23 protein-coding genes are annotated in these 26,919 nt (G+C 46.5%); 19 read left to right on the top strand and 4 right to left on the bottom strand.

Annotated features, from left to right (window positions below):
* Nucleotides 1-136 precede the first annotated feature (136 nt).
* Genes OXN25_20975 through pyrB form a run of 3 tightly spaced genes read left to right on the top strand, consistent with a single transcriptional unit; the run spans nucleotide 137 to nucleotide 3,209 of the window.
* Complete coding sequence (locus tag OXN25_20975; GenBank protein MDE0427335.1) at nucleotides 137-1,066, top strand: dihydroorotate dehydrogenase; 930 nt, start codon at nucleotides 137-139, stop codon at nucleotides 1,064-1,066.
* A 51-nt stretch (nucleotides 1,067-1,117) separates the two neighbouring features.
* Nucleotides 1,118-2,074, top strand: a complete 957-nt coding sequence (locus tag OXN25_20970) for a hypothetical protein (GenBank protein MDE0427334.1) — start codon at nucleotides 1,118-1,120, stop codon at nucleotides 2,072-2,074.
* 55 nt (nucleotides 2,075-2,129) lie between these two features.
* A complete protein-coding gene (gene pyrB / locus OXN25_20965; GenBank protein ID MDE0427333.1) occupies nucleotides 2,130-3,209 on the top strand; it encodes an aspartate carbamoyltransferase in 1,080 nt (359 codons plus the stop codon).
* Nucleotides 3,210-3,265: 56 nt separating this feature from the next.
* Here the strand turns inward: pyrB and OXN25_20960 are convergent, their stop codons facing one another.
* The 3 genes from OXN25_20960 to OXN25_20950 are packed head-to-tail and all read right to left on the bottom strand — an operon-like array spanning nucleotide 3,266 to nucleotide 7,157.
* A complete protein-coding gene (locus OXN25_20960) occupies nucleotides 3,266-4,561 on the bottom strand; it encodes a lectin-like protein (protein MDE0427332.1) in 1,296 nt (431 codons plus the stop codon).
* A 12-nt stretch (nucleotides 4,562-4,573) separates the two neighbouring features.
* Entirely contained in the window at nucleotides 4,574-5,893 is a 1,320-nt protein-coding gene (locus OXN25_20955) for a lectin-like protein (protein MDE0427331.1), read from the bottom strand.
* A 31-nt stretch (nucleotides 5,894-5,924) separates the two neighbouring features.
* A complete protein-coding gene (locus OXN25_20950) occupies nucleotides 5,925-7,157 on the bottom strand; it encodes a lectin-like protein (GenBank protein ID MDE0427330.1) in 1,233 nt (410 codons plus the stop codon).
* 240 nt (nucleotides 7,158-7,397) lie between these two features.
* Here OXN25_20950 and dgoD point away from each other — a divergent pair, with 240 nt between their 5' ends.
* The 16 genes from dgoD to OXN25_20870 all read left to right on the top strand — a co-directional run bounded on the left by dgoD (nucleotide 7,398) and on the right by OXN25_20870 (nucleotide 26,156).
* Nucleotides 7,398-8,501 carry a galactonate dehydratase gene (gene dgoD, locus OXN25_20945; GenBank protein ID MDE0427329.1) on the top strand — a complete coding sequence of 368 codons (1,104 nt, stop codon included), beginning with the start codon at nucleotides 7,398-7,400 and terminating at the stop codon, nucleotides 8,499-8,501.
* 313 nt (nucleotides 8,502-8,814) lie between these two features.
* Complete coding sequence (locus OXN25_20940) at nucleotides 8,815-9,906, top strand: RNA-guided endonuclease TnpB family protein (GenBank protein ID MDE0427328.1); 1,092 nt, start codon at nucleotides 8,815-8,817, stop codon at nucleotides 9,904-9,906.
* A gap of 45 nt (nucleotides 9,907-9,951) precedes the next feature.
* The gene (locus tag OXN25_20935; protein MDE0427327.1) at nucleotides 9,952-10,791 is read left to right on the top strand and encodes a TIM barrel protein; all 840 of its coding nucleotides are present in this window, start codon (nucleotides 9,952-9,954) and stop codon (nucleotides 10,789-10,791) included.
* Nucleotides 10,792-10,801: 10 nt separating this feature from the next.
* A complete protein-coding gene (locus tag OXN25_20930) occupies nucleotides 10,802-11,611 on the top strand; it encodes a sugar phosphate isomerase/epimerase (protein MDE0427326.1) in 810 nt (269 codons plus the stop codon).
* 367 nt (nucleotides 11,612-11,978) lie between these two features.
* Entirely contained in the window at nucleotides 11,979-12,218 is a 240-nt protein-coding gene (locus OXN25_20925) for a hypothetical protein (GenBank protein ID MDE0427325.1), read from the top strand.
* A complete protein-coding gene (locus OXN25_20920) occupies nucleotides 12,218-12,649 on the top strand; it encodes a retropepsin-like aspartic protease (GenBank protein MDE0427324.1) in 432 nt (143 codons plus the stop codon). Before OXN25_20925 ends, OXN25_20920 begins: the two co-directional genes overlap by 1 nt.
* Before the next feature lie 107 nt (nucleotides 12,650-12,756).
* Complete coding sequence (locus OXN25_20915) at nucleotides 12,757-14,493, top strand: DUF262 domain-containing HNH endonuclease family protein (GenBank protein MDE0427323.1); 1,737 nt, start codon at nucleotides 12,757-12,759, stop codon at nucleotides 14,491-14,493.
* A 118-nt stretch (nucleotides 14,494-14,611) separates the two neighbouring features.
* Nucleotides 14,612-15,457 (top strand): restriction endonuclease, encoded by an 846-nt coding sequence (locus OXN25_20910; protein MDE0427322.1) that lies wholly within the window; start codon nucleotides 14,612-14,614, stop codon nucleotides 15,455-15,457.
* Nucleotides 15,454-16,419 carry a Dam family site-specific DNA-(adenine-N6)-methyltransferase gene (locus tag OXN25_20905; protein ID MDE0427321.1) on the top strand — a complete coding sequence of 322 codons (966 nt, stop codon included), beginning with the start codon at nucleotides 15,454-15,456 and terminating at the stop codon, nucleotides 16,417-16,419. The genes OXN25_20910 and OXN25_20905 overlap by 4 nt, the downstream gene beginning before the upstream one ends.
* Nucleotides 16,420-16,871: 452 nt before the next feature.
* Nucleotides 16,872-18,017 (top strand): DUF2961 domain-containing protein, encoded by a 1,146-nt coding sequence (locus OXN25_20900; GenBank protein ID MDE0427320.1) that lies wholly within the window; start codon nucleotides 16,872-16,874, stop codon nucleotides 18,015-18,017.
* A 35-nt stretch (nucleotides 18,018-18,052) separates the two neighbouring features.
* Entirely contained in the window at nucleotides 18,053-22,012 is a 3,960-nt protein-coding gene (locus tag OXN25_20895; protein ID MDE0427319.1) for a hypothetical protein, read from the top strand.
* 78 nt (nucleotides 22,013-22,090) lie between these two features.
* Nucleotides 22,091-22,426 (top strand): DUF350 domain-containing protein, encoded by a 336-nt coding sequence (locus OXN25_20890; protein ID MDE0427318.1) that lies wholly within the window; start codon nucleotides 22,091-22,093, stop codon nucleotides 22,424-22,426.
* A gap of 20 nt (nucleotides 22,427-22,446) precedes the next feature.
* The gene (locus tag OXN25_20885) at nucleotides 22,447-23,364 is read left to right on the top strand and encodes a site-specific DNA-methyltransferase (protein MDE0427317.1); all 918 of its coding nucleotides are present in this window, start codon (nucleotides 22,447-22,449) and stop codon (nucleotides 23,362-23,364) included.
* Nucleotides 23,365-24,231, top strand: coding sequence for a hypothetical protein (locus OXN25_20880; GenBank protein MDE0427316.1), 867 nt, complete (start codon nucleotides 23,365-23,367; stop codon nucleotides 24,229-24,231).
* Between the two features lie 4 nt (nucleotides 24,232-24,235).
* Nucleotides 24,236-25,045 carry a phytanoyl-CoA dioxygenase family protein gene (locus tag OXN25_20875; protein MDE0427315.1) on the top strand — a complete coding sequence of 270 codons (810 nt, stop codon included), beginning with the start codon at nucleotides 24,236-24,238 and terminating at the stop codon, nucleotides 25,043-25,045.
* A gap of 67 nt (nucleotides 25,046-25,112) precedes the next feature.
* The gene (locus OXN25_20870; protein MDE0427314.1) at nucleotides 25,113-26,156 is read left to right on the top strand and encodes a zinc-binding dehydrogenase; all 1,044 of its coding nucleotides are present in this window, start codon (nucleotides 25,113-25,115) and stop codon (nucleotides 26,154-26,156) included.
* A gap of 67 nt (nucleotides 26,157-26,223) precedes the next feature.
* On the opposite strand, the gene OXN25_20865 is transcribed toward OXN25_20870, so the two are convergent.
* Nucleotides 26,224-26,625: a helix-turn-helix transcriptional regulator gene (locus tag OXN25_20865; GenBank protein ID MDE0427313.1), complete on the bottom strand. Its 402-nt coding sequence runs from the start codon at nucleotides 26,623-26,625 to the stop codon at nucleotides 26,224-26,226.
* Nucleotides 26,626-26,919 lie beyond the last annotated feature (294 nt).

Below are 26,919 nucleotides of genomic sequence, written 5' to 3'. Positions count from 1 at the left end.
GTAATTTCCTAATTTTGCGTAAGTCCTGTTATTGTCAGGATCAGGATGGACAGGATGCAGAAATACTATGCACAACCTAACAGGTTATGCTACAAAAAACTTGACTTTCCCAACCAGACTTGGTATCATTATCCTTATGGAGACAATAGAAACGGCACTCAACGTGAACATCGGCGGGATCAAGATGCGGAACCCGGTCATGACAGCATCCGGCACTTTTGGCTACGGCAGCGAATACGCCGATTTCGTGGATCTGAACCGACTCGGCGCAGTTGTCGTTAAAGGTGTTACAAGTGTCCCGTGGCCCGGCAATCCGATGCAACGCATCATGGAAACCCCCTCCGGTATGCTCAATGCCATCGGACTTCAAAATGTCGGCGTAGACGGTTTCATTTCAGAGAAACTCCCCTACCTCCGCGACTTTGACGTGCCAGTGATTGTCAATGTCTGTGGCAAAACGGTTGAAGAATACCTAACAGTGATTGAGAAACTGAACACGGCAGACGGTATCGCAGGCGTAGAACTCAACATCTCCTGTCCGAACTTAGATTGTGGCGGTATGAGTTTCGGTGTCGATGCAACGCTGGCATATCAACTCGTTAAAGAAGTCAGAGCTATAACACACCTACCGCTATTGGTGAAACTCTCCCCGAACGTCACAGACATTACCGTAATTGCGCGCGCTGTCGAGGATGCCGGTGCAAACGCGCTCTCTGCCATCAACACACTCCTCGGCATGGCGATCAACGCTGAAACACGAAAACCCGAACTGGCAAATGTGACGGGCGGACTCTCCGGGCCTGCAATAAAACCCGTAGCACTCCGATTGGTCTGGGAGGTCTACAAAAGCGTCTCTATTCCGATTGTAGGGATGGGGGGTATTATGACCGCAAGGGATGCTGTGGAATTCTTTATTGCCGGTGCGTCTGCTGTAGCAGTAGGAACAGCGAACTTCGTCAATCCCTGTGCATCGATGGAAGTGGTGAAAGGTATCTATGACTATCTTCAGAAAGCAGATATGAAATCGGTTAAAGAATTGGTTGGAAGCTTAAAGGTCAATCTGTAATCGCTGCTGAAAAAATTGATATTTTCGGACAATCTGGTGTATAATTAGAATATGGCACAATACTTTGATAATGCAGCAAAATATGTTATGCTTCAACACGCACAAGAATTCGCGGAATTCATGACGGGGTCTTCAGATATCATCGTTCGGGAGAAACTCGAAACGAAAGAACCCACACTCAAAGCGCATGAAAATGATAGCACTTTGAAGGTGGAAATCAACAATGAAACTGTGATACTCCATACAGAGGTGCAGACAGATAACAGCAGAAAACCGATGCACTATCGTATGGCAGCATATCACGGTTTTCTCATGAATTTATATGAGCTCCCTGTCTATTCCAACGTTCTCTATCTACACCCGAGGGCAGGCAGGAATGATAAAGGTTATTATGCGGACAAGGGTCCGGGTTATGAATACACACTACGCTATAAAGTGATAAGACTTATCGAGATAGAAGGACAATCGGTTTTGGAAATGCAGGCACCGGGATTATTGCCCTTCACGCCGCTAATGAAACCACCAGAAAGAATAGAACCAAACCGCTGGCTGGAAAAATGTATTGACGTGACAGCCTCGGCAAGCGTGGATCAAAGCACTCGTGATACTTTACTCGCAGCACTCGGCATTTTTGGTGAATTGGTTTATGAACCACAATTGATTAAAAAACTTTTACCGGAGGGTATCATGCAAAAATCTCCTCTTCTCCAACTCTACATCCAAGAAGCTGAACAAGAAGCTCTTAAACGAGGTCTCGAACGAGGTCTCGAACAAGGTCTCGAACAAGGTCTCGAACAAGGTCTCGAACAAGGTCTCGAACAAGGCGAGAGAAAAGGCACTATCGAAAACATCATTGCATTGCTCGGAATGCAATTCAACACTGAAGCAGTCCACGCCTTGAAGCCGGCCCTTGAATCTATAGACAATTTGCAAGACCTCAGGCAATTGCTACTCACGGTTCCCCAATCTGAGAGTCTCGAAGCGTTCATGCAAACGCTACATAGATAGAAACACATCAGCATACGCAGCGGGCATCCTTAAAAATGTCCTCCAAAGGAAAAGAATGCGGCATCTGGTAACACTCGACGATCTGTCGAATTTTGAGATTGAACAGATTTTTCGACTCGCATCAGGCATGCAGTCACAACTGGAAACATGGGCGGGAATCTGTCGGAGCAAACTGCTCGCAACGCTTTTTTATGAACCGAGCACACGGACTCGGCTCTCGTTTGAAAGTGCGATGGAACGACTCAACGGCGGGACGCTCGGCTTTGCTGACCCACGCGCGACTTCCACCGCTAAAGGTGAAACCCTTGCCGATACCGCACGGATGGTGACGAATTACGCCGACATCATTGTGGTTCGACACAGCTGGGCGGGTTCAGCACGCGTTATGGCGCAGTACGCACATATTCCGGTCATCAACGGTGGCGACGGCAGCCACACACATCCGACACAAGCACTCGCTGATCTCTATACCATTATACAGCGAAAATCGGAGGTCGAAGGACTCACCGTCGGTATCTGCGGAGATTTGCAGTTTGGCAGAGCAGCGCACTCCTTCGCACTCGCAGTCGCACGGTTCGGTGGGAAACTCATTCACATCGCGCCGAAACCGCTACAGATGCCAGCGTGGATACTTGCGTCATTGGAACAACGCTACGGTCAGAAACCGCTTGAGGTCGAAAGCGTCGCAGAGGTGATTGATCAGTTAGATGTCATCTACGTCAACAGGCTTCAGGAAGAGCGACTCCCTTCAAATATGGACGCAGCCACCGTACGGGGCAGTTATCTGCTGAACGCAGAAGTTATGAAAAACGCGAAACCCGATGCGATGATTATGCATCCACTCCCCCGCGTCAACGAACTCGCCTACGAGTTAGACGATGATCCGCGCGCTGCCTATTTCGAGCAATCCGCGAACGCCGTGCCGATTCGGATGGCACTGATTGCCAGTCTCATCGGACTCGAACAACTCATTCTGACACAACCCCCGAAGCGAGACATCAGCACCTCTGCACATACGTGTGCAAACACAAACTGTGTCACGAACTATGAAACCTACTTAATTCCCGAATGTGAAACGCTTAGTGGTGATGTCGAGTTGCGCGCTTGTGCGTACTGTGGGTATCTACTCTCGTAGTGCTGAATACCGTACGGGCGGATAGGGCAATTCACCCGTTTTCCGGACAGCCGCGTTTACTCCGCTGTGAGTGCACCGGCAGGTAATTCGTCTGCTTCAAGAATTGCCCGACGCGTAATCCGCCAGAACGGACTTTCAGTGCCAACAGCTTGCCATTCGCCCGTAAAAATCTTGACAACATAATCTTTTTCGGCATCATCCAGGTCATCGGGAAAGATTTCGTTGGGGCTCCAGTTCGTGTATGTGACAGGTTCGCCGCTATCCCATTGCCACTCTCCCTCTGTTTCAACATCACTTAGCCCAATCCAAAAGGGTGCCGGGTCAAAAAGTCCCTCAAGCCACCGCTGTTCCATTTCGTCGTTAATAGAGACAAGATAGGCATTTTCTGCAGTTGCCAAGGCTTTTGCTTCCTCAGGTCCCTCAACATAAACCTCTTTGTAGGCGTGTCCATTTTCAGGGTTGACGACCCACACTCCTCTCCGGTCGAATGCCGGAGGTGTAGACGTTTCTACATCTTCCGCCACGGGCGCAATGGGCGCACTATCAAACATCAACAGGAGATCTTCCCGTCGTTCCCCAGCATTCAGCACAAACTGCTCCGACGTGACAGAAAGGTCTTGATATGCGACTGTAACGGTATACAGACCACCTCCACTAACATACTCCGTGAAGGTTCCATCGGCATCTGTCTGTGTCCCTCCACTTGAAGACCCGCCGCCGCTGCCATCCAAATCCTCTTGCCTCATACTTATGCGAATGCGCGCATCCGCGAGCGGAGAGCCGTCGTTGAAAACGAGCCGTCCCCGAATCCGCATACGCGGACGCACTTTAACCTCAACGTTTTGGATGTGCACCCCGGGAGTGATAGTAAAGGTGATGCCACCAAACGCATACGGTTCATCCTGATGGTAAGTTACTTCCCCTATTTTGATGGAGAGGATCTCATCTTCAGGTTCAACGTAAAATTGTTTCTCAGTATCTATATCAAACGGTAATATTAATTGAACTTGGCCAGGGGTAATGCCGCTGAAAGAAAAAGCTCCATCCTCGTCCGTCTCTGTTTCTAACGGTTGTATCCACTCCGCCTCATCCGTATAATCATCAAACATGACATGTTGAATCGCTAACGAGAGTCCTGCAATTGACTCCCCCTCTAATCCCACAACGCGACCCGAAAACCCCACCGTGCCGTCTTGTGTCCTGTCGTGTGACACTGCAGAGAGGACAGGTTGTCGAAGATCACTACAGCCTGAAAAAAGACAGACTGCAATAACGAAGAAAAGCACTATGCCGATAAATGGATTTATTAATTGCGCATCCACAAGCCTTTGTATAAAATCTGAACGCTTCATCGTAAATATCTCCTATTTTTGGTCCTTAATTCCTTTTTCAAGAAGTGCCATTTCTGTCATGTGGAGGATAACACTGCCCGGATTAACGGCATACCACTTGCCATCAAAGAAGGTCATAACAGCATAATCCCTTCCACCAACATCTGAGGCTTCGGAAAAGAAGTCGTCAGGGACCCAGTTTTCATAAGCGACAGGTTCACCGTTATCCCACTGCCACTGTCCCGCTGTTTCGGTATTACTGAGACCAATCCAATAGAATTTATGCCCAAAAACCGCTTCCAACCACGCCTGTTCCTCGGCATCGTTAATCGTGACGAGATGTGCCTTTTCATCGGCAGCTCGGGCAACCGCGGCATCGCGCGTTTCGCAGCTAACCCTTTTATAGGCATGACCATTGGTAGGATTTACTATCCACATCCCGTCTGATTCCTGTTCGGATGCCAGTTCAGACCCGTCAACTGCTGTTGTACGCGGCGGTTCGGGCAAAATTGGTTGACTATCAAAGGTTAGTGTGAGACCTTCAAAACGTTGTCCAGGTTCAAGGCGAACAGGTTCAGCCTCTGCGGACAGAGCCCGATATTCCACAGAAAACGTGTAGAAGGCAGCGTCATCTTTTTCGTCCAGATAATAAACAAAATAGCCTTCAGCATCCGTTCGCGGATCCCCACCCGACTGCCGACTGCCAGTTTCATTCACATCGTAAGAACGGAAGTGAAGACGAACACGTGCATTAGAAAGCGGGGTACCATCTTTAAAAAGAATACGTCCCCGAATCCGCATTCGTGGATGCACCGTAACTATGACATTATCAATATGTGTTCCGGGTTTGACACCAAACGCGATTGGGCTGAAATCATCGCGTGCGTAGAAGGCGATACCTTGGATACGGAGGGATAGGACTTCAAGATCGGGTTCAAAATCGTCTGGTTCCATTCCGAAAGCATTAGCGTCTTGTGTATATGTGCCACTCTTTAATATCTTCTCAAAGTTCCTTGGAAGCAGGTTACCTATATTGTCCGGAAGCGCACCGAAATGCAATGGTCCTTGCGGAATATCCTTAATAGAAAACTGCCCCTCAGCATCTGTGCGAGCACGACGTAACTGAGAATACTCATAAGGTAAAAAGACTCGATCCAGGTGTCCATCATCAAGTCTACTGGGAGCGACATATATTGATAAGCCAGCGACTGGATTTCCATCCAAATCAACAACGCGACCACTCAAAGTTCCTGTCTCCTCCTGAGCGGGACCGCGTAAAGTAAAACCGATGAAAAGGGCAATGACTGCTGCCAGTAACACCAAATGCCGCTTTTTGAATGCTGAACGTTTCATAATTTGTCTCCTTTTCAACGAAACATAAGGTTTACTGCTCTACCGGCGGTTCTTCCTTTTCAATGATAGCCGTCGTAATAAAACCCCACCGCCTGTTTCTCGGATTAACGTCTTCCCATTTTCCTGAGGGACCCATAATAACGTAATCCTCATCTCCATCGCCGGTGTCATGAGGTTCCTGCACACGCCAGTTGGTGTAAGTAAGCGGCTCGCCGTTGTCCCACTGCCATTGCCCTTCTTTCGCGATGTCGTTGAGTCCGATCCAACTCGGTTGGCCTCCAAAAACAGCCTGCAACCAATTCTGTTCGGATTCATCGTTAATTGCGACAAGGTACGCGCCTTCAGCGGCGGCTTGGGCTTGTGCGGATTCCCAACGCTCACGCTTAATCATTTTATACGCGTGCCAGTTCTCTGGTCTGATGACCCAAACATCGAATGCACTGGATCCACCAACGGAAGCAGAAGCGGATGCGCTGAAGGAGTTCCTGCGCTGCGTAGAGAAAGGTGTAGCTGCCGGACTGTCAAATGTAAAAATCATGTCGTGCGTCGGATCCCCAGACTTAAGGATAATGGGATTCGCCTTCACAGTCTGGCCCGCATACATTACGGACAAGATGTAAAATGTGGGTTCCGCTATCCCGCTATCCACATAATACTTAAAGTAGCCTTGGGCATCCGTATGAAAACTCGAAGACTGAGAAGATTCACTGTGCAGACTTACCGTTCGCAAGCGAAATTTGATTCCCTCATCGGCGATCGGTGTCCCATTTGCGCGCTGCACCTTACCTCGGATATGCGGATATTGTACGGTAATTTCAACGTTTCCAATGTCGTCCCCTTGCTCTACAGCAAACACAATCCCACGTTTCCATGTCCCACTCGCATAGAAAAACAGCCCTTCAATCTGAGCCTTTAGAAGCTGAACATCTACCTCACTGGATGGCAATAGCGTCAATAGCATAGGACCAGCAATAACATCAGTGATAATGAAATGCCCTTCTGAATCGGTTTCTGTTTGGAATGTCGGTGGATCTATCGGCGAACCGTGTTGATCCTCATACACTGGAAACCAGGCACCGTTGCCATCAAAAACAGAGACAAGCCCTATTGTGAGTCCCTCAATCGGATTTCCCGCCTCATCAACGACGCGTCCAGAGAAAGTTGTTAGGGCGCGATCCTGTCCATCGCTCTTCAAGGGAGCTACGAGCAAAAGCACAACACTTCCGATAAACAGTACGAGGAACATGAGGTTAAAGCGGTTCATTAGTAACGCCTCCTTTTGTGAAGTTCAGAGATTTTTTCAAAAAGGATAAACTACAACTATATATTGTCCTCAAACGAAAAAAGTTAACAGTAAGATTACAAGTTTTCTCGAAAAGAATCAACATAAATAACGCTAATACATCCCATATTAATCCTTGAAAAAATTCGGGGGAAATGGTAACATGGCACCAAAATAGATAAAACAATCCGTTTCAAGTCCATATCAATTTGAGGAATCTCAATGAAGATTACAAAATTAGAGACGTTTCTGGTGCAACCGCGCTGGCTCTTTCTTAAAATCCACACGGACGAGGGATTGGTCGGACTCGGCGAACCGATCTTAGAAGGACGCGCGAAAACCTGTGCACAAGCCGTTGACGAACTCGCCCCCTATCTCATCGGTCAGGATCCGAGACGCGTCGTACATCACTGGCAAGCGATGTATCGTCATGCATTCTATCGCGGGGGTCCCATTTTGACAAGTGCACTAAGCGGCGTGGAGCAGGCACTCTGGGACCTCGCAGGAAAGTCGCTCGGCGTTCCCGTCTATCAACTCTTCGGTGGACCAACCCGCGACCGCATCAGGCTCTACAAAGGCGGCGGCGATCCAGAAGGGATCAAAGAATGGATTGACAAAGGATTCACCGCTTTCAAAACAGGTCCTGCAGGCGGCAGACCGGCACGTATCATCGAAAATAAAGCCTTTATCGACAGAGCCGTAGATCACTTCGCTGCGCTCCGTGAAGCTGCTGGCACAGAAGTTGACCTCGCCATAGACTTCCACGGAGCAATCAGTCCGCAAACCGCAAAAGTTCTGATTAAAGCGTTAGAACCCTACCAACCGATGTTCATTGAAGAGCCAATTCAGTGCCAAAACGTGGACACCCTCGCTGAAATAGCAAGGAGTACCCACATTCCGATTGCGACGGGTGAGCGCGTGTTCACAAAATGGGGATTCCGTGAAATCTTAGAGAAACAGGCAGCATCTATCCTTCAGCCTGATCTCTGTCACGCCGGTGGTATCAATGAGGTGCGCATCATCGCAGGCATGGCAGAAGCCTATTACGGCGGCATCGCCCCGCACAACCCGTTGGGCCCTATCTCCTTAGCGGCGTGTATCCAGTTAGATGCCTCTATACCGAATTTCCTGATGCAAGAACACACCACCCTTGGTGAAGGCTATCTTAAGAATCCCTTCGTCTTCAAAGACGGCTTTGTTGAACTTCCAACGGGGCCCGGCCTCGGCATAGAACTCGATGAAGATGCCCTTGAAGACAAAATCGACCACGACTGGCAGAACCCTGTGACTTACCACCCTGATGACGGTTCCGTTGTCGATTGGTAAGGCATAGCGATCGGCTATCAGCCGTCAGTTAAAGAGGTTTCTGATGCACATCAAGTCTTTCCCTAACTGATAACTAATAACTGAAAACTGAAAACTATTATGAACGGACTCACTTAACAATCCCAAAGTTTTAACTTTAGGGTCCGTCCCGCGTGTCTCGTCCGTTTGCATTAAAAAACATTCGACAAAAAGGTGTATTTTATGGTATAATGAGTATTACCAGTTGGCAGACATACACAGCGTCACTGCTTAGTGACGTGTCTGCCTACCCACTGTGTAGGGGTTAAAGACTGGTAACTGGTAAATATTCAAAATGGCACACAAAGCACACAAGATCGCCTTGCGTCCAACTGATGCACAGGTTGCGTGGTTTCAACAACAATGTGGTTATGCACGGTTTGCCTTCAACTTGGCTTTGGCAGATTTCAAGGCGGGTTTATCAGAAGGCATGTTCCATTCCTTCATAAACCTCAATAATCGTTGGAATCAACGTAAAAAAGCGTTGGACTGGGCAGGCGAACAAGACCAACGCGCAGCTCTGCACGGTGTAAAAAACCTATCCGATGCTGTGACGCGCTGGCGAAAAAAGCAAAATCGTTTTCCGAAGTTCAAGAAACGTGGAAGCCGTCAATCGTATACCGTCGAAGGATACCAGTGCAAAGTCGAAGGCAAACATATCAAGTTGCCGAAAATCGGCACGGTCAAGATGTTTTCGGAATTACGTTTTGCTGGCAAAATCAAACAGGTTACTATCTCAAGGAGCGCACATCGTTGGTTTGTCTCGATCCTTGTTGACACAGGAACACCTAACGTTCCACGTGACACGCGTGGGCTCCCTGTGATTGGCATAGATGTAGGTATCAACACACTGGCAACCCTTGATAATGGTAAGCAATACGAAAACCCAAGACCGCTAAAGCGTTACGAGCGAAAGTTGGCACGCGAACAACGCAAGTTAAGCCGAAAGGTATTCTTAAGTCAGAACTGGTATAAGCAGAAACGCAAAGTGGAACGCCTGCATTATCGGATTGCTTGTATCCGAAAAGACGCTCACCACAAGGTAACTACGGATATAGTTCGCAAAGCGTCTGCTATCGGTATAGAAACACTTTCGGTCACGAATCTACTCAAGAACAGAAAACTTGCCAAAGCCTTATCCGATAGTGCGTTAGGTGGTTTCCTTGAGAAACTTAAGACGAAAGCCGAAGGGCTTGGCATACCGATTGTTCAAGCACCGCAGTTTTTCGCAAGTTCCAAGATGTGCAGCAGTTGTGGACACAAGAAAGACGATCTGACGCTTTCAGACAGAAACTATCAGTGTAACCACTGCGGAACGTCTATAGATAGAGACCAAAATGCAGCAATCAACCTAAAACAGGTCGCGGTGGGATACACCGAGACGTAAAACGCTTGTGGAGTTTCTATAAGACCTCCACAACGGAGGCACGAAATGACGAAGCAAGAAGCCCACGACTTTAGACGTGGGAGTATCACGTTTATCATGTTCACAAAACATCTGGAAGGTTTAGAAATTCCAGATATTATTGATGCCCTGCAATCCGTCGGCGTGAGCGGTGCCGATTTATGTGTTCGCCCCGGCTATCCCGTGAATCCAGAAAACGCCACTGAGGCACTACCCGCTGCCGCAAAGCAATTCGCCGATGCAGGTTTGTCCATTCCACTCGTCACAACACCCGGTGACTTCCTCGACCCAACACAAGAGGAAACGCAACGCGTCTACGCTGCCGCCGGTGAAGCCGGTGTCGAAAATATCAAACTCGGATACTGGCATTGGCATGCAGAAGACGGCGGCTATTGGGCACAAGTCGATTTTATCCGAACACAATTGGAAGGGTTCGCCAAGCTCTCCGCACAATACGGACCCCGAACCTGTATCCATAACCATTCTGGAACCTCCATGGGACTCAATTCATGCGCAGTGATGAACCTTGTAAAGGGTTTCGATCCGCAACACGTCGGTGTTTTCGCCGATACAGGACATCTCTCAATCGTCGGTGAACCCATCAACATGGCACTCGATATTGTCAAATCGCACCTCGCTGTTATGGCGTTCAAGGATCTTGCGCGTTCCCCCGGTATGAGCGGCGGCAGAGTTGTCCGAATGAGCAAAGGCTTCGTTGACTGGGAAACAGCAGTGAGGACGTTACAAACCATCGACTTTTCAGGTCCCGTGAGTTTCCACAGTGAATATAGCGGAGAACCCGTGGAGACCGTCATCGACCTTGCACGCATAGATGTCCGTTTCATAAGAAGTTTAATGGACAAATAGAGGGAAATAAATGTTTCAGCTAGGCTTAAATACCAGCACAATTCGTCCTGCCGGATTAATGGACAAGATTCGGATCGCTGCCGAAACCGGCTATTCAGCGATTGAGTTATGGAACGACGATCTAACGGCTTACGAGGCGCAGGGCGGCTCGCTCGCCGATGTCAAAAAAGCACTCGATGACTACGGACTTTCGGTTCCCACTGTCATCGCCTTACACGGTTGGCTTAATACCACAGGTGCGGAACACCAAGAAGCCATCGAAGAGGCAAAACGGCGCATGGCACAAGCCGCGGCTGTCGGATCAACCTATATCATCTCAAGCCCACCGCGTGAGGTGGCAGATTTGCAGTTAGGTGGCAAGAACTACCGCGAACTGCTTGAACTCGGACGCGAATTCGGCGTTAAACCCGCCATGGAATTCCTCGGTTTCGTTGATGGTGTCAACCAAGTCAAACATGCCTGGGAAGTGATGGAAGTGGCAGATCATCCCGATAGCACGATTGTCCTTGATCCGTTCCACATCTATCGCGGCGGCGGGGAAATAGAGGACATGAAGGGCATTCCGGGCGAGAAAATCGCAGTCTTTCACTTCAACGACGCGCCTGCACAACCCGCACGCGAGGAGCAATCGGACGCAGACAGAGTTTATCCTGGGAATGGTATTCTTGACCTCGGACAGATGATCGCTATCGTGAAGGATGCTGGATATTCAGGAGTCATCTCACTGGAGTTATTCAACCCAAACTATTGGGAACAAGATCCAACGGAGGTTGCTCGGATTGGATTGGAAAAGATGAAATCTGTGATAGACAGTCTCTAATTTCAACATTTTTAATAATCGGCAGTGCCGCATAAGATGCCTAACTTCTATAAAAATACTAAAGTTTGGGCAATATCCTGTTGCGTATGAGTTGAGTTTCTAAGGGGTTGTGTTTTTTCTATGAGTTTCTGACACGAACGTAACCCACCGAAAAAGAAATTCAGATGCATCAAAAGGCAGCCCCAGCGGGGCGGAATGTCTATAGAAATGCAATACGCCCACCTCTTTAGCCCCAGCGGGGCGAAATGTGTGTTCTCTTAAAATTGTCCAAAGTTTAGTATAAAAATTAGGACTTACGCGTCTTTTGTAGCGTAAACTGTCAGTTTGCGCTACGGTTCCTACATACAATGATTAAAGGAAAAGTGAAATGTCTATAGAGACAGATAAACGCCTGACATTAGATGAAATGGTCGAGAAGTATCCCGATCAGTGGCTGTTTATTGTTGATCCCGAAATCAACAACGAAACTTCAGAACTTATATCAGGCATAGTTACTGCCCATAGTGATTTAAGGGATGATGTTTATAGTGAACTAAGGACCCTTACAGGCGGTGCCGTTATACGTTATACTGGGGAGATTCCAGAAGGGAGATTGTGCCTGCTATAATGAGTCAGACACGTTTTGCGTTAAGCCCTGACAAATTAATCATGGTTCAAGCTACAATACATGCATTAGACGATAGCAAGCATGTTACCATAGATTTAATATTAGATACTGGTGCCTCGCTTACGACTATTAATCCAGATATTTTATCAGATTTAGGATATGATCTTTCAGATCCGAATTTGCGTAAGATTGATTTTATCACAGCAAGTGGTATTACGAATGCTGAAATCATCACAGTGAGTAGATTATCTGTAATTGGTCATACTTTTGAAGGAATGGAAGTTGCAGCTAGCTATTTACCTATCGAGACCTACGCGCACGGATTATTAGGAGCAAATTTCTTATCTTGTTTTGATATAGGTATTAGCTATTCTAAACGTATCATTAATACCGAACCAATCCCATCTGCGATTTTTAGTTTTACACCGTAGGCAATTAGGATTGCGTACAAGTTGAGTTTTCATGGGACTGTCTATTTTTTTGTGTGTTCCGCACGATGTAGGTTGTTTTGAATAATCAAAAAATAAGGAGGCAACAATTGGAAAACGGGCAAAAAAGAATTAGTGAGTTGTTTGATGGAAGGAAAATTTTTAACATCCCAAAGTATCAGCGTGCTTACGCTTGGGAAGAACAACAACTTAAAGATTTTGTTGAGGACATAGAAAATCAAAAACCTGATCGAAGTTATTTCTTTGGAACAATTCTGTTTCAGGCACAACCACGGCATGAAGGGTTTGAAGTAATTGATATTGTTGATGGTCAACAGCGGATTACAACACTTATTATCTTTATGAAGCTGCTTTTGACACAGAGGAAAGAAACAGGCAACGATGTCACGATGCTAGAGGATACCTATATCCAGATCTACAACAGGTACAAACTTCGCGTTTTGGATACTGATAATGACTTCTTCATATCTTACATCTTGCAAGATAACCGACCCGACGTTAGTCAGATACATACCCCATCCCAAAGGCGATTACTCAAAGCAAAAAATTTCCTTTGTCGATCGCTAAAGACACGTTCAGATAAGATCGAGAAGTTCATAGATACAATTGAAAATATGAAAGTCCTAACTTATTCGGTTGAGGATAAGGCCGAGGCGACTCTCATCTTTGAGACGACTAATGACCGGGGAAAATCGCTGACTAGTTTAGAAAAAACCAAAAGTTTTCTGATGCACAAAAGTTATATTGTGTCAAACAATCCTGAAACCGACTTAGACATTCTCCAAGATCGGTTCAGCGAAATCTACCGAAACTATGAGGAAATTGAATCTCGCGTAGATGAAGATTCGATTTTGCAGTATCACTTCATCGCTTTTGAAGAGTGGAAAAACAAGAAAGAGTACCAACAGTCCGTCCAAATGATTAAGCAGAAGGTGAACAAGTTGGTCAATGCAGAAGATAGAGCGGAAGCATGGAGATTCATAGAGAGGTGCAGTCGGGAATTGAAAGAAAGTTTTGGAATCGTGAAGACGTTGTTTACGAGTCGTGCCCCTTATCTTCTCGACTTATTTGCTCTCAGTCGCCGAGCGACATTTTATCCACTGCTCATCAAAGCTTACAAATTGGATCGCTTAGATGGAAAGCAAAATTTCAAACGTATTACCCGATTAGTAGAAATTATTTGTTTCCGTTTCGGTATTGGAGGATACAGGAGTGATAAAGGACGTGAATCGCTGTACGGACTAGCTAGGGATTTCAGCGGTAATTTCGATCAGTTGGTCAAAGAGCTTCAGGACTTCGTTGAATATTACTGCAACGACTCTGAGTTTGAACGATGCTTAAGGAACTCTTTCTTTCACTTTGATGTGGACGGAAACGATCAACAGTATCTCTTCTGGAAATACGAGAATCATCTTAGAATAAAAAAACAACCGATATTTCCGGAGATGTCCTACGATGAATTTACCAACACTGATTCGCGGCGAAAATTTTCAATTGAGCACATCATCCCACAATATCCGACTGCTAATGAAATTGTTGCAGATAAATCAATCCGACCAACTATAGATTTGAACTTCAGGGCAAAGTATCTCCACAGTATAGGGAATTTGACAATTGACCCACTGTCGGCAAATGCTAGCAAGTCAAATCAGGATTTTGAGCATAAAGATCAGGGATATTTCCGCAAGGCTCCACTCAAGACCCAAAACGAGTTGAGTGAGTTTCTTAATTCAGAAACAGAGCGGTGGGATGAGGTTTCTATTTCCAACAGAGCAGATAGGATTTTAAAATTTGCTCTGGGACATTGGGATCATAATAGTGTTTAAACTACGGAAGGAAATTTTCCGATGCCTATTAAACGCCTCGCGAGTCAGAGAGTGCCTTTACAACAACTGGTTTATTCTATGAATAAAGAGCCGCTAATTTCTCGGTGAATAAGATTTTATGGAAAAAGCAGCAAAGCGCACATTTAACACAAAACTGAACGAATTTGTTAAAACGCTGAATTCGTACGTTGCTACTCCTGATGGACAATGGACTATCAAAGGTTTTATTGACGTTTACCGGAGAATTTACACAATTTCATCAGATACCAAAATTGTATCCAAATTATTGGAAATCCATCTATTTCCCCGATTGATGACGTTCGCGGAACAAAACGGTTACACGCTTGTTCCTGCGGAAAAGCAGAATTATTATCCAGATATTTCCTTGGTTAGCGGAACTGACGGGCACAAGTTTGCTCTTGATTTCAAAACAACATACATCTCTCCTGAAAATCCAGAGTTCTGTAATGGATTCACACTCGGTTCCCACGGAAATTATTTCGTAGATCGCAATAACCGTAAAAATATTCAGTTTCCCTACAATGAATACGCAGGGCACTTCTGTTTGGGAATCATCTATACACGGGCAAGTGCTACCTCAGTTGATGAAACAGAGTCGTACGCGCTTGAGGACTTGGATTTAATTCCTTCTGTTATTAGAGATTTTCAGTTCTTTGCAGCTGAAAAGTGGAGAATTGCAAGCGACAGAAGGGGCAGCGGCAATACTGCAAACATAGGCAGCATTGATAAGATCACCGACATTCTATCAGGCAACGGCATGTTCCGTCTGTTAGGCGAAAAGTGGTTTGATGATTATTGGATGAACTACAGGAAGATTACTGTACGAGACGATACAGGCAAAACAAAGAAAATTACGAATCTGCATGATTTCGTCACCTACAGAGGTGGAGATACAAGCCTTATCCTCCCGAGAGCATCACGTAGAAAGGTCCGCTCAAAATGAAGGTACTTATTCCACCGATAAAATGCCAGGGCATCAAAAGCAAATTAGTTACATGGATTGCTGAGACCATCCAATGGAACAGCGAAGGGGTCTGGATTGAACCGTTCATGGGGTCCGGGGTCGTCGGATTTAACCTCAAACCGCGCAAGGCACTTTTCTGCGATACAAATCCACATCTCATCGCCTTCTATCAAGGAATAAACAACGGGACAATCCATCCGATTGTTGTCCGAGAATTCCTTGAATCAGAGGGAAGCGAATTAGCCAAACACGGTGCAGATTACTATTATGAAGTCCGAAAACGGTTTAATAGAGAAAAATCTCCTTTAGATTTTCTATTTTTAAACCGTGCCTGTTTTAACGGGCTTATCCGCTTCAATAGGCAAGGCGAGTTTAATGTACCGTTCGGACATAAGCCGGAACGTTTTTCTAAAGCGTATATTACCAAAATTGTAAATCAGGTAGAATGGGTCGCCAAACGCGCCAGCCTCAGCGATTGGACATTTTTGCATCAAGATTTTCGGATAACCCTGTCTCATGCAACCGAGGCAGACTTTATCTACTGCGATCCACCTTATGCCGGGCGACATACCGATTACTTCAACACTTGGAACAAAACAGACGAAAAATCGCTCTATCAGAGTTTGAAAACAACCAAAGCACGCTTTATCCTCTCAACGTGGCACAGCAACGAACATAGAGACAATCCCGCGATTTCAACCCTATGGTCAGAATTTAACGTCATCACGAGAGAACATTTTTATCACGTGGGTGCCAAGGAATCAAATAGAAAACCGATGTTAGAAGCACTCGTCACTAACTTTGAGCCAGCACCGGAACCCAGAAAAACCGCCAATGAATGTGACACCTACGCAGCAGACGCGCTACAGTTGAAATTGCTTCAGCAGAAAGGACAATCAAGATACACTCCCAGAGACTCCTTTTCCGAGAAAACAGATTAGATAGAAAAAATCGATTTTTCTCTTGCTTTTTTAACTGCGTGTGTTATAATTGTATATTGAGTTTTGGACAATTTTATGGGCATAAACCCAAAAATAAATTTGAATACTTATGTTATATGTGGTATAATATAAAAACAATATCAAATCAGTAAATACACCGATGCACAGATTATGCTCAATCGTTCCTTTGATAATACCATACAACTTTGAAAACAAAGAAAAATGTTACACTTTTCGCAAAATTTTAAAAAATAAAAGAAAACAAAAAACGGCTATAAACCCTTATGGTGACTGGGTTCGCTAACGTTCCACTTCAGGCACAAAATGTTACACCAGTGTAACATTTTTAAGGATCTACGCGAGCTACTATGGTAAACGCAATAAATACGTAAACACAAAACGCTTTACCACACCTCACCAATGTATAAATATATTATGTAGGGAACCAAATTATGACCTATGTTGATGGATTATTGTCATCGTTGACGCGTGTTAAAAAAGCACGCTCGTTACGCGCATCCTCCTGGGATACAACAGGCAGGAATAACGACGCATGGGACGTCGCCCCCGGTGAAACCCGCGTTATCGCAAACCTCAAAGGTCCCGGATGTATTAACCATATCTGGATGACCCAGCCAAACGGTTATCGCAACGTCCTGATTCGGATGTTTTGGGACGATGAGGAACATCCAAGTGTCCTCTGTCCCTTAGGCGACTTCTTTGGACTCGGAAATGAAATCGTCAATTCGTACGATTCCATGTTGTTCTCCGCTTCCACAAACCAAAACAATCAGTTCAATACAGGCTGCGCACTCAATAGTTACGTGCAGATGCCTTTCAATCGCAGCGCACGCATCGAACTCGTCAACGAAGGCGATACACCACACCGCCAATACTTCTACATCGACTATGAGCAATACTCGGATTCACACGGCGACGATGTTGCCTATTTTCATGCACAATTCCATCGCGAAAATCCGTGTGATGGTTGGGGGCACGAAATCACTGTAAACACACCAGAAGCCAATATCATCAATGCGGAAAGACTCGCGTGGGATACCAATTATCTCATCCTATCCGCCGAAGGCACAGGCCACTATATCGGTTGTAACCTCTCAGTTACCAATTTCCAAGGTACATGGTGGGGTGAAGGTGACGATATGATTTGGGTAGATGGCTACAAGTGGCCCCCCGATCTGCACGGCACCGGTTCAGAAGATTATCTGAATCAAGCCTGGGGAATGCAAGAGAATGCGTTTGCACATAACGGATCCTCTATCTACGAAAATAACACCGACGGCTACCAAACCTCCTATGTCTATCACCTCGAAAACCCTGTCCGTTTCGAGAAAGAAATTCGGGTTACGATAGAGCATGGACACGGCAATCACCTCCGCAATGAGACATCTTCCGTCGCATACTGGTATCAAATCGAGCCACACGCACCCTTTGGCATTTTACCCGTCGCACAACGCAAACCTGTACTAAAAGACGAGTCTGGCGCATGGCAAATTGAATCCTCTGCACAGACACCTTCAGCAGAGGTTGTGCTCAACGATGAGATGAAACAGATGAAACAGAAATGGAGCCGGTCGTAAGCCAAAGCACTTAGCCTGAAAGGAATAATTAAAAAATGCTCACCGGTTTTCAACAGTTTTTAACTACCTGCATCGGAAAAACAGAGGCAGAAAACGATCCTTCTACCGACGCACAAAATGGCGACGAATCCCAAACGGAATTAGAAGTCACAACAGATGACAGTTCCGTAGATGACGCTGAAACTACAGCATTATCTACGACCCATACTGAAGTTTCCGAGCCTACAGAAACTGAAGAAGCGGACGCTTCACCTGTCGCTGTAGATGCGAACCCCAAAACACATCCAGACAGCGATCCTATCCCGTCAGACGAAGACACCGAAGCAAACGAGGACAACGTTCCGGTTGAATCAAGCGTAGACGAGGGACCCGCTGACGGTAATGATACGCCGCAACCCTTAGAACCTACTGAATCGGTCTCCGAAGACGAGGCAGAAACACCTGTGGAAATTGTCCTGCTCTCTGAAGAAAGTGAGACCGATCCGCAAACTACAGAAGCCGAAACACAAGGAACTGATAAGCGCGGCAATACGGAAGCCGAAACGGAAGAAGGCCTTGAACCTATACGGGTAGACCTTGGCATTGTTGAAGAAATTTACGACTTCGTGGAGATGTTTGAACATAGCACTATCTCTGGGACAGAGCAAGCATCTGCCAATGGTAGAGACTCTTCAGGCGGTGTCACACAACCTGCGATTTTTGAACACCCGACACCAACAGAAGTCGCCAAAATTGACTATACCGTTTCCCTCCCTGATGTTGATAGCAATGATAAACTGCTTCTTCACTTTTCCATCGGGTTAAGAGACGGTATCGTATTTGACGATACGGAGCGGCAACCGGGTGGCGTAAAGTTTGCTATCGAAATTTCTCATACAGACGAATCGGCTGCACCAGAAAGATGTTTTGAATCAGTCGCAACCGAATGTCGTTGGCAGGAAGAACATATCGACCTTACAGGCTACGCCGGAAAAGAAATCGTTCTCTCACTGCTGACGGAATGCAACGTCAAAGGCAATAGCAACTACGCGTGGGCGTTGTGGGGTAAACCGCAGTTATATAAACTCAAAGAAACCGCTCTCCGAAAAGCGAAAAGAGCTCCTGAACCGGAACTCCGGTGCGGTATCGCTATTGTCTACTTAGATAATAAAAAAACAGCGATGCTGGCGTTTAACCAGCCCGCCTCAACAGGTGTATCGGCACTAAGAGATATCTGTATCGAAACACTCGGAATAAAAGAACGTCCCCTCAAAATAGCACTTTACGCTGCACAGCCGAAACTGGAAATTGTGAGTGTAGGACCAACAGCCGCAGTCGTCTCAGTGGGTGAAGATTTCGAGATACAATGTATCCTACGGAACAGCGGTAGTGCCCCGTTAGGCAAAACGGATACGGCGCGAATCGCCATCAACGGCGTGAAGTTAAGACGCGGTAGACCCAGACAAACGATCAAAGAGATTGAACCTGGTGAAGAAACTTCTGTCTTCTGGACGGCTCGCCGTCTTCCCCATCCGACTGCACTCTCTTTCTCAGCTTCTCTCAGATGCCAAACCGCAGCCGGTGAAGAACGCCAGACGTCTCAAGGTAGTGTTAGAGTCCTTTCTGCGCAACCCAAACTCACTACCAAAGTAACAAAGGAGCTCCACACACATCCCCAAGACGGCAGCGTCGTAATGGGAAACAAACATCTACGCATCGTCTTCGTCCGCAGCACGCCACCCCCCGCTTCCGACGAGAATGCTGAGGGTGGATTTGAATATTACACCCTTTTCGTCGCAAAAGGTGGCAATTATCAACGGGTCGCCACCAGCCCGGCACTCTCTGAGGTCACCTATCTCGATGCAGCAGAAAAACGTCAAACCTTCCAACTCGTTCCGACAAGATACCAACTTGCAGGGAACAAAGGCGAGTCCATCATTCGATTAAGCGGCACAAACACAGATGCCGACGGTGTGAAATGGGATTATGAGATGCGGTGGACCCTTACCGAAGATGCGACCCGAATCAAAACGGAATACCGATTGCAAACCGACGGAGACAGAGCACTCCTCGCCTTCCACGGTCCGATGCTTTACGCAGGGTGCGGACGTAATCCAGAAAAGAAAACAGCAGCACTGTTTCCAGGACTTGAATTCTTGGAAAACGCAGAACGTTCCTCAAGTCCACGCGACGCAGCCCCACCATTTGATAACCGCCTGGTCCCGCATCCGTATAAAATTACAGTTCCTGTTATGGCGGTAGAGATACAGAAATCAGTTGTCGGTATCATCTGGAATCCACTCGATACTTGGGACGGCGAAAACCAGATGCTTTCGGCAATATTCGCCTCACCCAACTGGTATAAGCACCAGAAAAACCACGCTCTCGGCCTGTTTCTGCCAACCGCACCAGAATGGGTTCAGGAAAATGAGACAGAGGCTTCTACGCCATATCCACTGACACCGGCACGTCCACTCTCCATCAAAAGTCAAATTATCGTCAAGGGAAACGCCTCTATTTTAGATGCTGTAACACACTGGACTGACGCTTACGGAACCCCAGAACCGCTTGAACCTCCTCGTAGCGATGAAGAAGAACTCCTCCTTTCACGACACGGATTTATGCACACCACATGGGACGAAAACACGCGGAAATCTCGGCACTGTGTGGATTGGGCAGCACACAACGAACCCGGTTTCGGAACGTTACTCTGGTACGATTATCTCGCCACAAAAGATGAACAGGTGAAAGAACGGGCGTTAGAAATCGCTAAGAATACCATAACAGAATCTGGTAAGGAAGGACTGGCAGCACGAGGTTCTTGCCATATTTTGAGATGGGAATTCCCGTTTTATATCGGGAACATCGACACCGCACTCACCTATATGCAGGAAGAGACGCAGCAACGGATCACGACACAAGAACCCGATGGAAGTTGGCAGTGGCAACCGACAAACCCAAAAACCGCTTCTCTTGGAAAGGCAGGTGAAGCAGTACTCGGAACCTGCGCTGAATCTGCACTTCTACTCCTCAAACACGCCCGAATTACCGGCAACACAGCGTCACGAGACGCAGGGCTGAAGGCACTTGAATTCATGAAGCAATTTTCCGTGCCACGCGGGGCGCAAATGTGGGAATGTCCGATGTATCAACCGGATGTTCTCGCAGCAGCGCATGCAGTCGGTGCTTATATTGAGGCTTATGAACTCACACGTAAAAAAGAATACCTCAAACGTGCAACTTACTGGGCAGAAACAGCATTGCCATTCCTATATCACTGGCATCTCCCTGACCGGCCCGGTATGCGATTCGCTTCCATCCCCGTCTTCGGTACAAGTTTCCACACTCACCCTTGGTTTGGCGTGCCTGTTCAATGGAACGGCTTGGTTCTCGCCTATTATTTGCAACGCCTGAATCGACACACTAAAGACGAGCAGTGGGGCCAGATTGCTGAAGGTATTACGGTCAGTGCAATGTATCAGCAGTGGGAAGAGGGTGAACGCAAAGGCACCTATCCTGATGGATTCTACGGCTTCTGCACCGAAGGCAAGGGACCGCACCTGAATCCTGAAGATATTATGGTGAATATCTATACGCTCCGAGGGCTTGATCCGGGTATTAAAACTGCTATCGCTGACAACATACATCTGAGTTCAGGCGCAAAGATAGACACACTCACCCGAACCAACACGGGGCAGCTGAACTGGCAACTGAGTTATGCCGAAAACGAAGCAAGTTACGCACTTATCGTCGGCTACGGACGCGCCCCACACGGCGTTCGAGCACGCTATCAGTTTACAGCACCTTCGGAGGAGGATGCAACGAATGGTGTAGAAACGCCCTCGGACGACGCTGAATCCAGCAACGTAGTAGAAAAATACGTAGAAACCGAGGTGCCGGCTGCGCAAACACTTGAAGATGTAGAATCCGGATGGCTTTATATCAAAGATAAAGATGCCATATTAGTAAAGTATCTGCACACCACCATAGATGTACAGTTTGAACTGTTGGCGTAGTAGGCAGACACCGTGCGCCATTAATTAAGGCAAATACGCACGGCGGTAAGTCCCGCCCAAAACAAGGAGCTACACAAAATGGCTAAAAAGATCGTTTTCACCACATTCATCTTGGTTACCGTGGCAATCGTTGCCTTTACTATGTTCGCACACAATGCAAGTGCTCAAGATGGTGCAGCGGCAGCAGATGCACCAATGATAGACTTTAAAGTCTTGGGCGGTTTTATCATCGAAGGTATTGTTTTTAGTATCGTCGGTTTAGTAGTTCTGATGGTAGGCTACAAGGTCTTTGATATGTCAACCCCTTACGATCTAAACCGTCAGATTGCCGAAGAAAATAACACCGCTGCGGGCATTACAGTTGCTGGTGTTCTCATTTCGCTCGGCATCATCGTCGCCGCTGCGATGGGCTAACCCGTGAATTCGTAAATATTATGGGCACTTCATTTACAAACAGTTGCATCGTCCTCCACGAAAGTTGCACGACTGCGTTAGATAGCCAAAGTATCTCTCACAAAATAGACTTGGCTTTTCTCGATCCGCCTTTCAATCAAGATAAGGCTTACAAGGCATGGAACGATAATCTGCCCCCAGCGAAATATTGGGAGTGGATGCATGAGATCTGTGCAAAGGTGTATGCCTTGACTTCCGATGGCGGTGCGATCTATTTCATGCAACGAGAAAAAAACGCGGAATTCGTATTGCAGTGCTTACGCGATACCGGATGGACTTTTCAAAACTTGATTATCTGGAAAAAGAAGACCTCAGCAGTACCCGGGCTGAAGCGTTTTGGTAAACATTACCAAGTCATTGCATTTGCAACGAAAGGCAAAACCCCGCGTGTTTTTCACCGGCTGCGCATCGATCCACCGCTGCCAGCAGGTTATAAACACGCTCGCGAAAACGGTATGTTCGTTACAGATGTGTGGGATGATATCCGTGAGTTAACTTCTGGCTACTTTGCAGGTGATGAAGCGTTGCGGGATGCAGCAGGGAATCGCTTGCACAAACAACAAACCCCTATTCAATTGCTGCTTCGGATTATCCTTTCTTCTACTAATCCTGGTGATATTGTCCTCGATCCGTTCGCTGGTTCGGGGACAACGCTCGTTGTCGCAGAACAATTAGGACGTCACGCAATAGGAATCGAACTTGACTCACACAATGTCAGCCTCATTCAAAACAGACTTGCCGAACAACGAAAATCAGATGATGTCTCACGATTTTTTAATGATTACATCTGTACTGCGGACTTAGAAGCCATTTGGGGAAAACAGCGGCTAAACAGAAAGTTCGCAACCTCAGACAAAACTGATACCAAACAAATGGCTTTTCTTGAATCAAACCAATAAATGGCTCACTCAATTTATCACTTCTTCGCTGACTTATGCAAGAAAAAATCGGAATTCCTCTCCGAAAACAAACTTGAGAATTTTCCATTTAATAAGCAGATGCTTTCTTGCATCAATAAAGGCAAATTCCCCGATTTAGCCATTAAACTCAACCGAAATGCTCCACAGTTTACTGGTGGGGAATTGATTGAACTTAAAGATAGCAAAACTTATGCAGTTGCTTCTTTCAATTCAACAATTCCGACTGGCGAAAAAGATATTAAGAAGTTAACAGAAGGTCGAACAAACACCATCCGAGCACAAATGCAGGAAGCGGGCAATGATATATTTTCCTTACCTATGCGCCAAGTGTTTTATCTAATTCGTGGTAAAAAACAGCCAAATGTGAAAATCTGCTTAACTCATGGAAAGTTTTTCGAGACAATCCCCGTTTCAACACTGATTTCAGAGTCATTTGCTCAAGCTTTAGAAGAACGGCTAAACGAGCTCGGAGAATCTTTGTCGATATCAATGCGACAGAAATTGCTGGCCCTGTTCAGTGAACAACAAACCTTCAGCAGAACAAGAAATGTAGACGAGGCTTCAGTACGGCTCCGCTTTCGTATTATGACAGAAGTTAAAGCTGGCGCGAATATTTTCAATCCAAATCAGTACCCACAAATCCAAGATAATACATTGAACTTCGTTGTTCCATGCCATAGTGATCCTGAGCAAAATCAACAGAAAAATAAGATGCAAATTGCCTTTGAAGATATGAAATGTGCAAAGTTATTTTTTCAAATGGAAATTTTTGTTCTCCAACACCATTTTAACGGAAATTTTCTCGTTTTTCAGATGCATCTACCAACTTTGACCGAAGGAGGGTAGAATAATGGAACAAACAACCTACTTAGCAGGTCAGGTTGCCAGGGAAACACAAATTCAGGAGTGGGTGGAAACCTTCCACCAAAAAGGCTGCCTGTTTCTGCAAAACGTTTTGCCTCCCGACTTGTGCACGCAACTTCGACAGGACTTAGAATGGGCACTCGAAAACAACCCCAATGGCTTGAACAGCGGAAGTCCAGCAGGTCGTATGCATTTAAGCCACAGGATGTTTGAACACAGTGAAGCCAACCGCCGACTCTTCGATCTTGAGCCTATCGTCTCTTTTGCTGAAGCACTCGTCGCGGAAAACTGCCACGTCATTCACAACAATTCGTTCCAGACCTATCCCGGTGGCGGTATCACGTCCTGGCATCAAGATGACGCACCGCACTATATCGTAACAGAAGGTGAACCGCCAAAGAACGTCCGGCTGCCGGTACTACTCTTTACGGCGAATTACTACCTAACCGATGTCACCGAAATCGAACACGGCGGCACAGAAGTTGTCCCAGGGTCCCATCTCTTTGGCGCATCGCCACCGAATCCGATAGAGGGAACGGAGTGGGAAGAAAAAATTCAGTATAACCTCGGAAACGCCGGAAGCGTTATTATGTTCAACAATCAGGTATGGCATCGCGGCGGTCCAAACCAAAGCCAGCGCACCCGATATATTACGCAGGTAACCTATGCCCGCCGACTCGTTGGACATAAATATTACCCATTCATGAACTACAATATGCCGAATTCCGTCTACAAGAAAGCGAGCCCGCGTTTACGGCGATTACTCGGATTCCTCAATCACGGTGCCTACGGTTAGGGTGCTTCGCAGTTAGCAGATAGCAAACAAACAACTGTTAATCGCGAACAGCCAAACGACATCCCCTATGAAAGCAGTCGCCTTCTCAGAACAAGGAAGTACTGAAGTGCTTCAATATATAGACGTTCCTAAGCCAACGCTTGATACTAACGAAGTACTGGTTAAAGTCGAAGCCTGTGCCGTGAACTATTTGGACCTTCACGCACGACGGAATCGACCGGAGATAGCAGCAAAACTCCGGCGAGGCGACACCCCACACATACTCGGATCCGACATCGCTGGAACAATCGCCGAGATCGGTGCCGCAGTCCGCGGCGTTTCAGTCGGCGATAGAATCGTCCTCGCGCCCTGTATTCCATGTGGTGTTTGTAGCGACTGCCATCGCGGTGCCGAAAACTTGTGCGATACACAAGAACTTATCGGCTTTCAAACAAACGGCGGATACGCAGAATACGTAAAAGCACCCGTACAAAACGCTATTCGGATGCCAGATGAACTTTTGTTTGTTAGTGCCGCTGCAATGCCGATTGCGTATCTCACAGCATGGCACATGCTAATGACGCGCGCCCAACTTCGCCCCGAGGACGATATTCTAATTCTCGGCATAGGTGGTGGGGTCGGGAGTGCCGGGCTACAAATCGCAAAACTAACCGGTGCCAGAGTTTTTGCTACAGCGAGCAGTGATGAGAAACTTGAACGCGCCCGACAGATGGGCGCAGATGTTACAATTAACTACAAAGATACAGATTTTTCGGAGGTGGTACTCAATGTAACGGAAGGACGAGGGGTGGATGTTGTACTTGAACACGTCGGTGCTGCAACATGGGAGCAGAGCATCGCAAGTCTGGCTAAAAATGGAAGGTTGGTCTCGTGTGGGGTAACAACAGGCAATATCGGGACAATTAATATCCGAAAGATGTATCAGAAGGAGTTGACTGTGATGGGTGCTGCACTTGGCACAGTCGCTGAACTGCGAACACTTATCCATCTTGCCGGACAAGGGAAACTCCAACCTATTATAGATCGGGTCTTACCGCTTCATGAGGCGCGTCAAGCACATCTATTGTTGGAAAACCGTCAAAATTTCGGTAAAGTTTGTCTATGCCCATAAAGAGACATAAACCTTTTTCAAATGTCAAACGCTACACTGGGACTGAATCGGTTGAATACCAAACCTGCTACTTTGAATCCAAACCCGTTTTTTTTCCTGCCACCTTCGCCGCTTCCGCTTTCGTCTTGAGAAACTCATAAAATTCGTAGAGTGTATCTTTATCTTTCTCAGTAAATTCCATCATACCCCTAAACATGGCACTTACCTTTGGATCGGCTAAGAGATCTTCGTAACGCCTCTCTTCCTTTCCAAGTAAATAATCAGTGGTCACCTTTAGAGCATCGGAGAGACTTGCAAGCGTATTAAACGAAGGTTTACGGGTTCCCGATTCAAATTGCGAGATCGCAGCTGGTGTTAAATTCGCGACGTTAGCGAGTTCGGTTTGTGTCATTTTCAATTCACTACGACGCAACTTTATGCGTGAGACGACTTTATCAACCTTCTCTGATTTTTTTGATCCCTTGTTCACGTTTGACTCCTTTTAGCATTTACGAGAAGCACCGTATTGCGATTGATTTCCTATAATTTTAGAGCATAGATATTTAGATTTAGGAGCATTCCACTTCAATAAGAAGCAAAACGTGAAATATATTTTAACCTAAAAAAGCCTTAAATGCAAATTTTAATTTGACAAAAATTGCAGTAATAGTATAAAATATCTCTATTACACCTTATTTAACACAACATTCGCAGGTCTCTGTTCAGAAGAAACTTGCTAAAAAATACGTAAGCCGCATTCTATTTTCTAAGATGAGCGTCGGCA

The sequence above is a fragment of the Candidatus Poribacteria bacterium genome, assembly GCA_028820845.1.
Lineage (GTDB): Bacteria > Poribacteria > WGA-4E > WGA-4E > WGA-3G > WGA-3G.
This window is presented reverse-complemented; position numbering and strand designations above follow the sequence as displayed.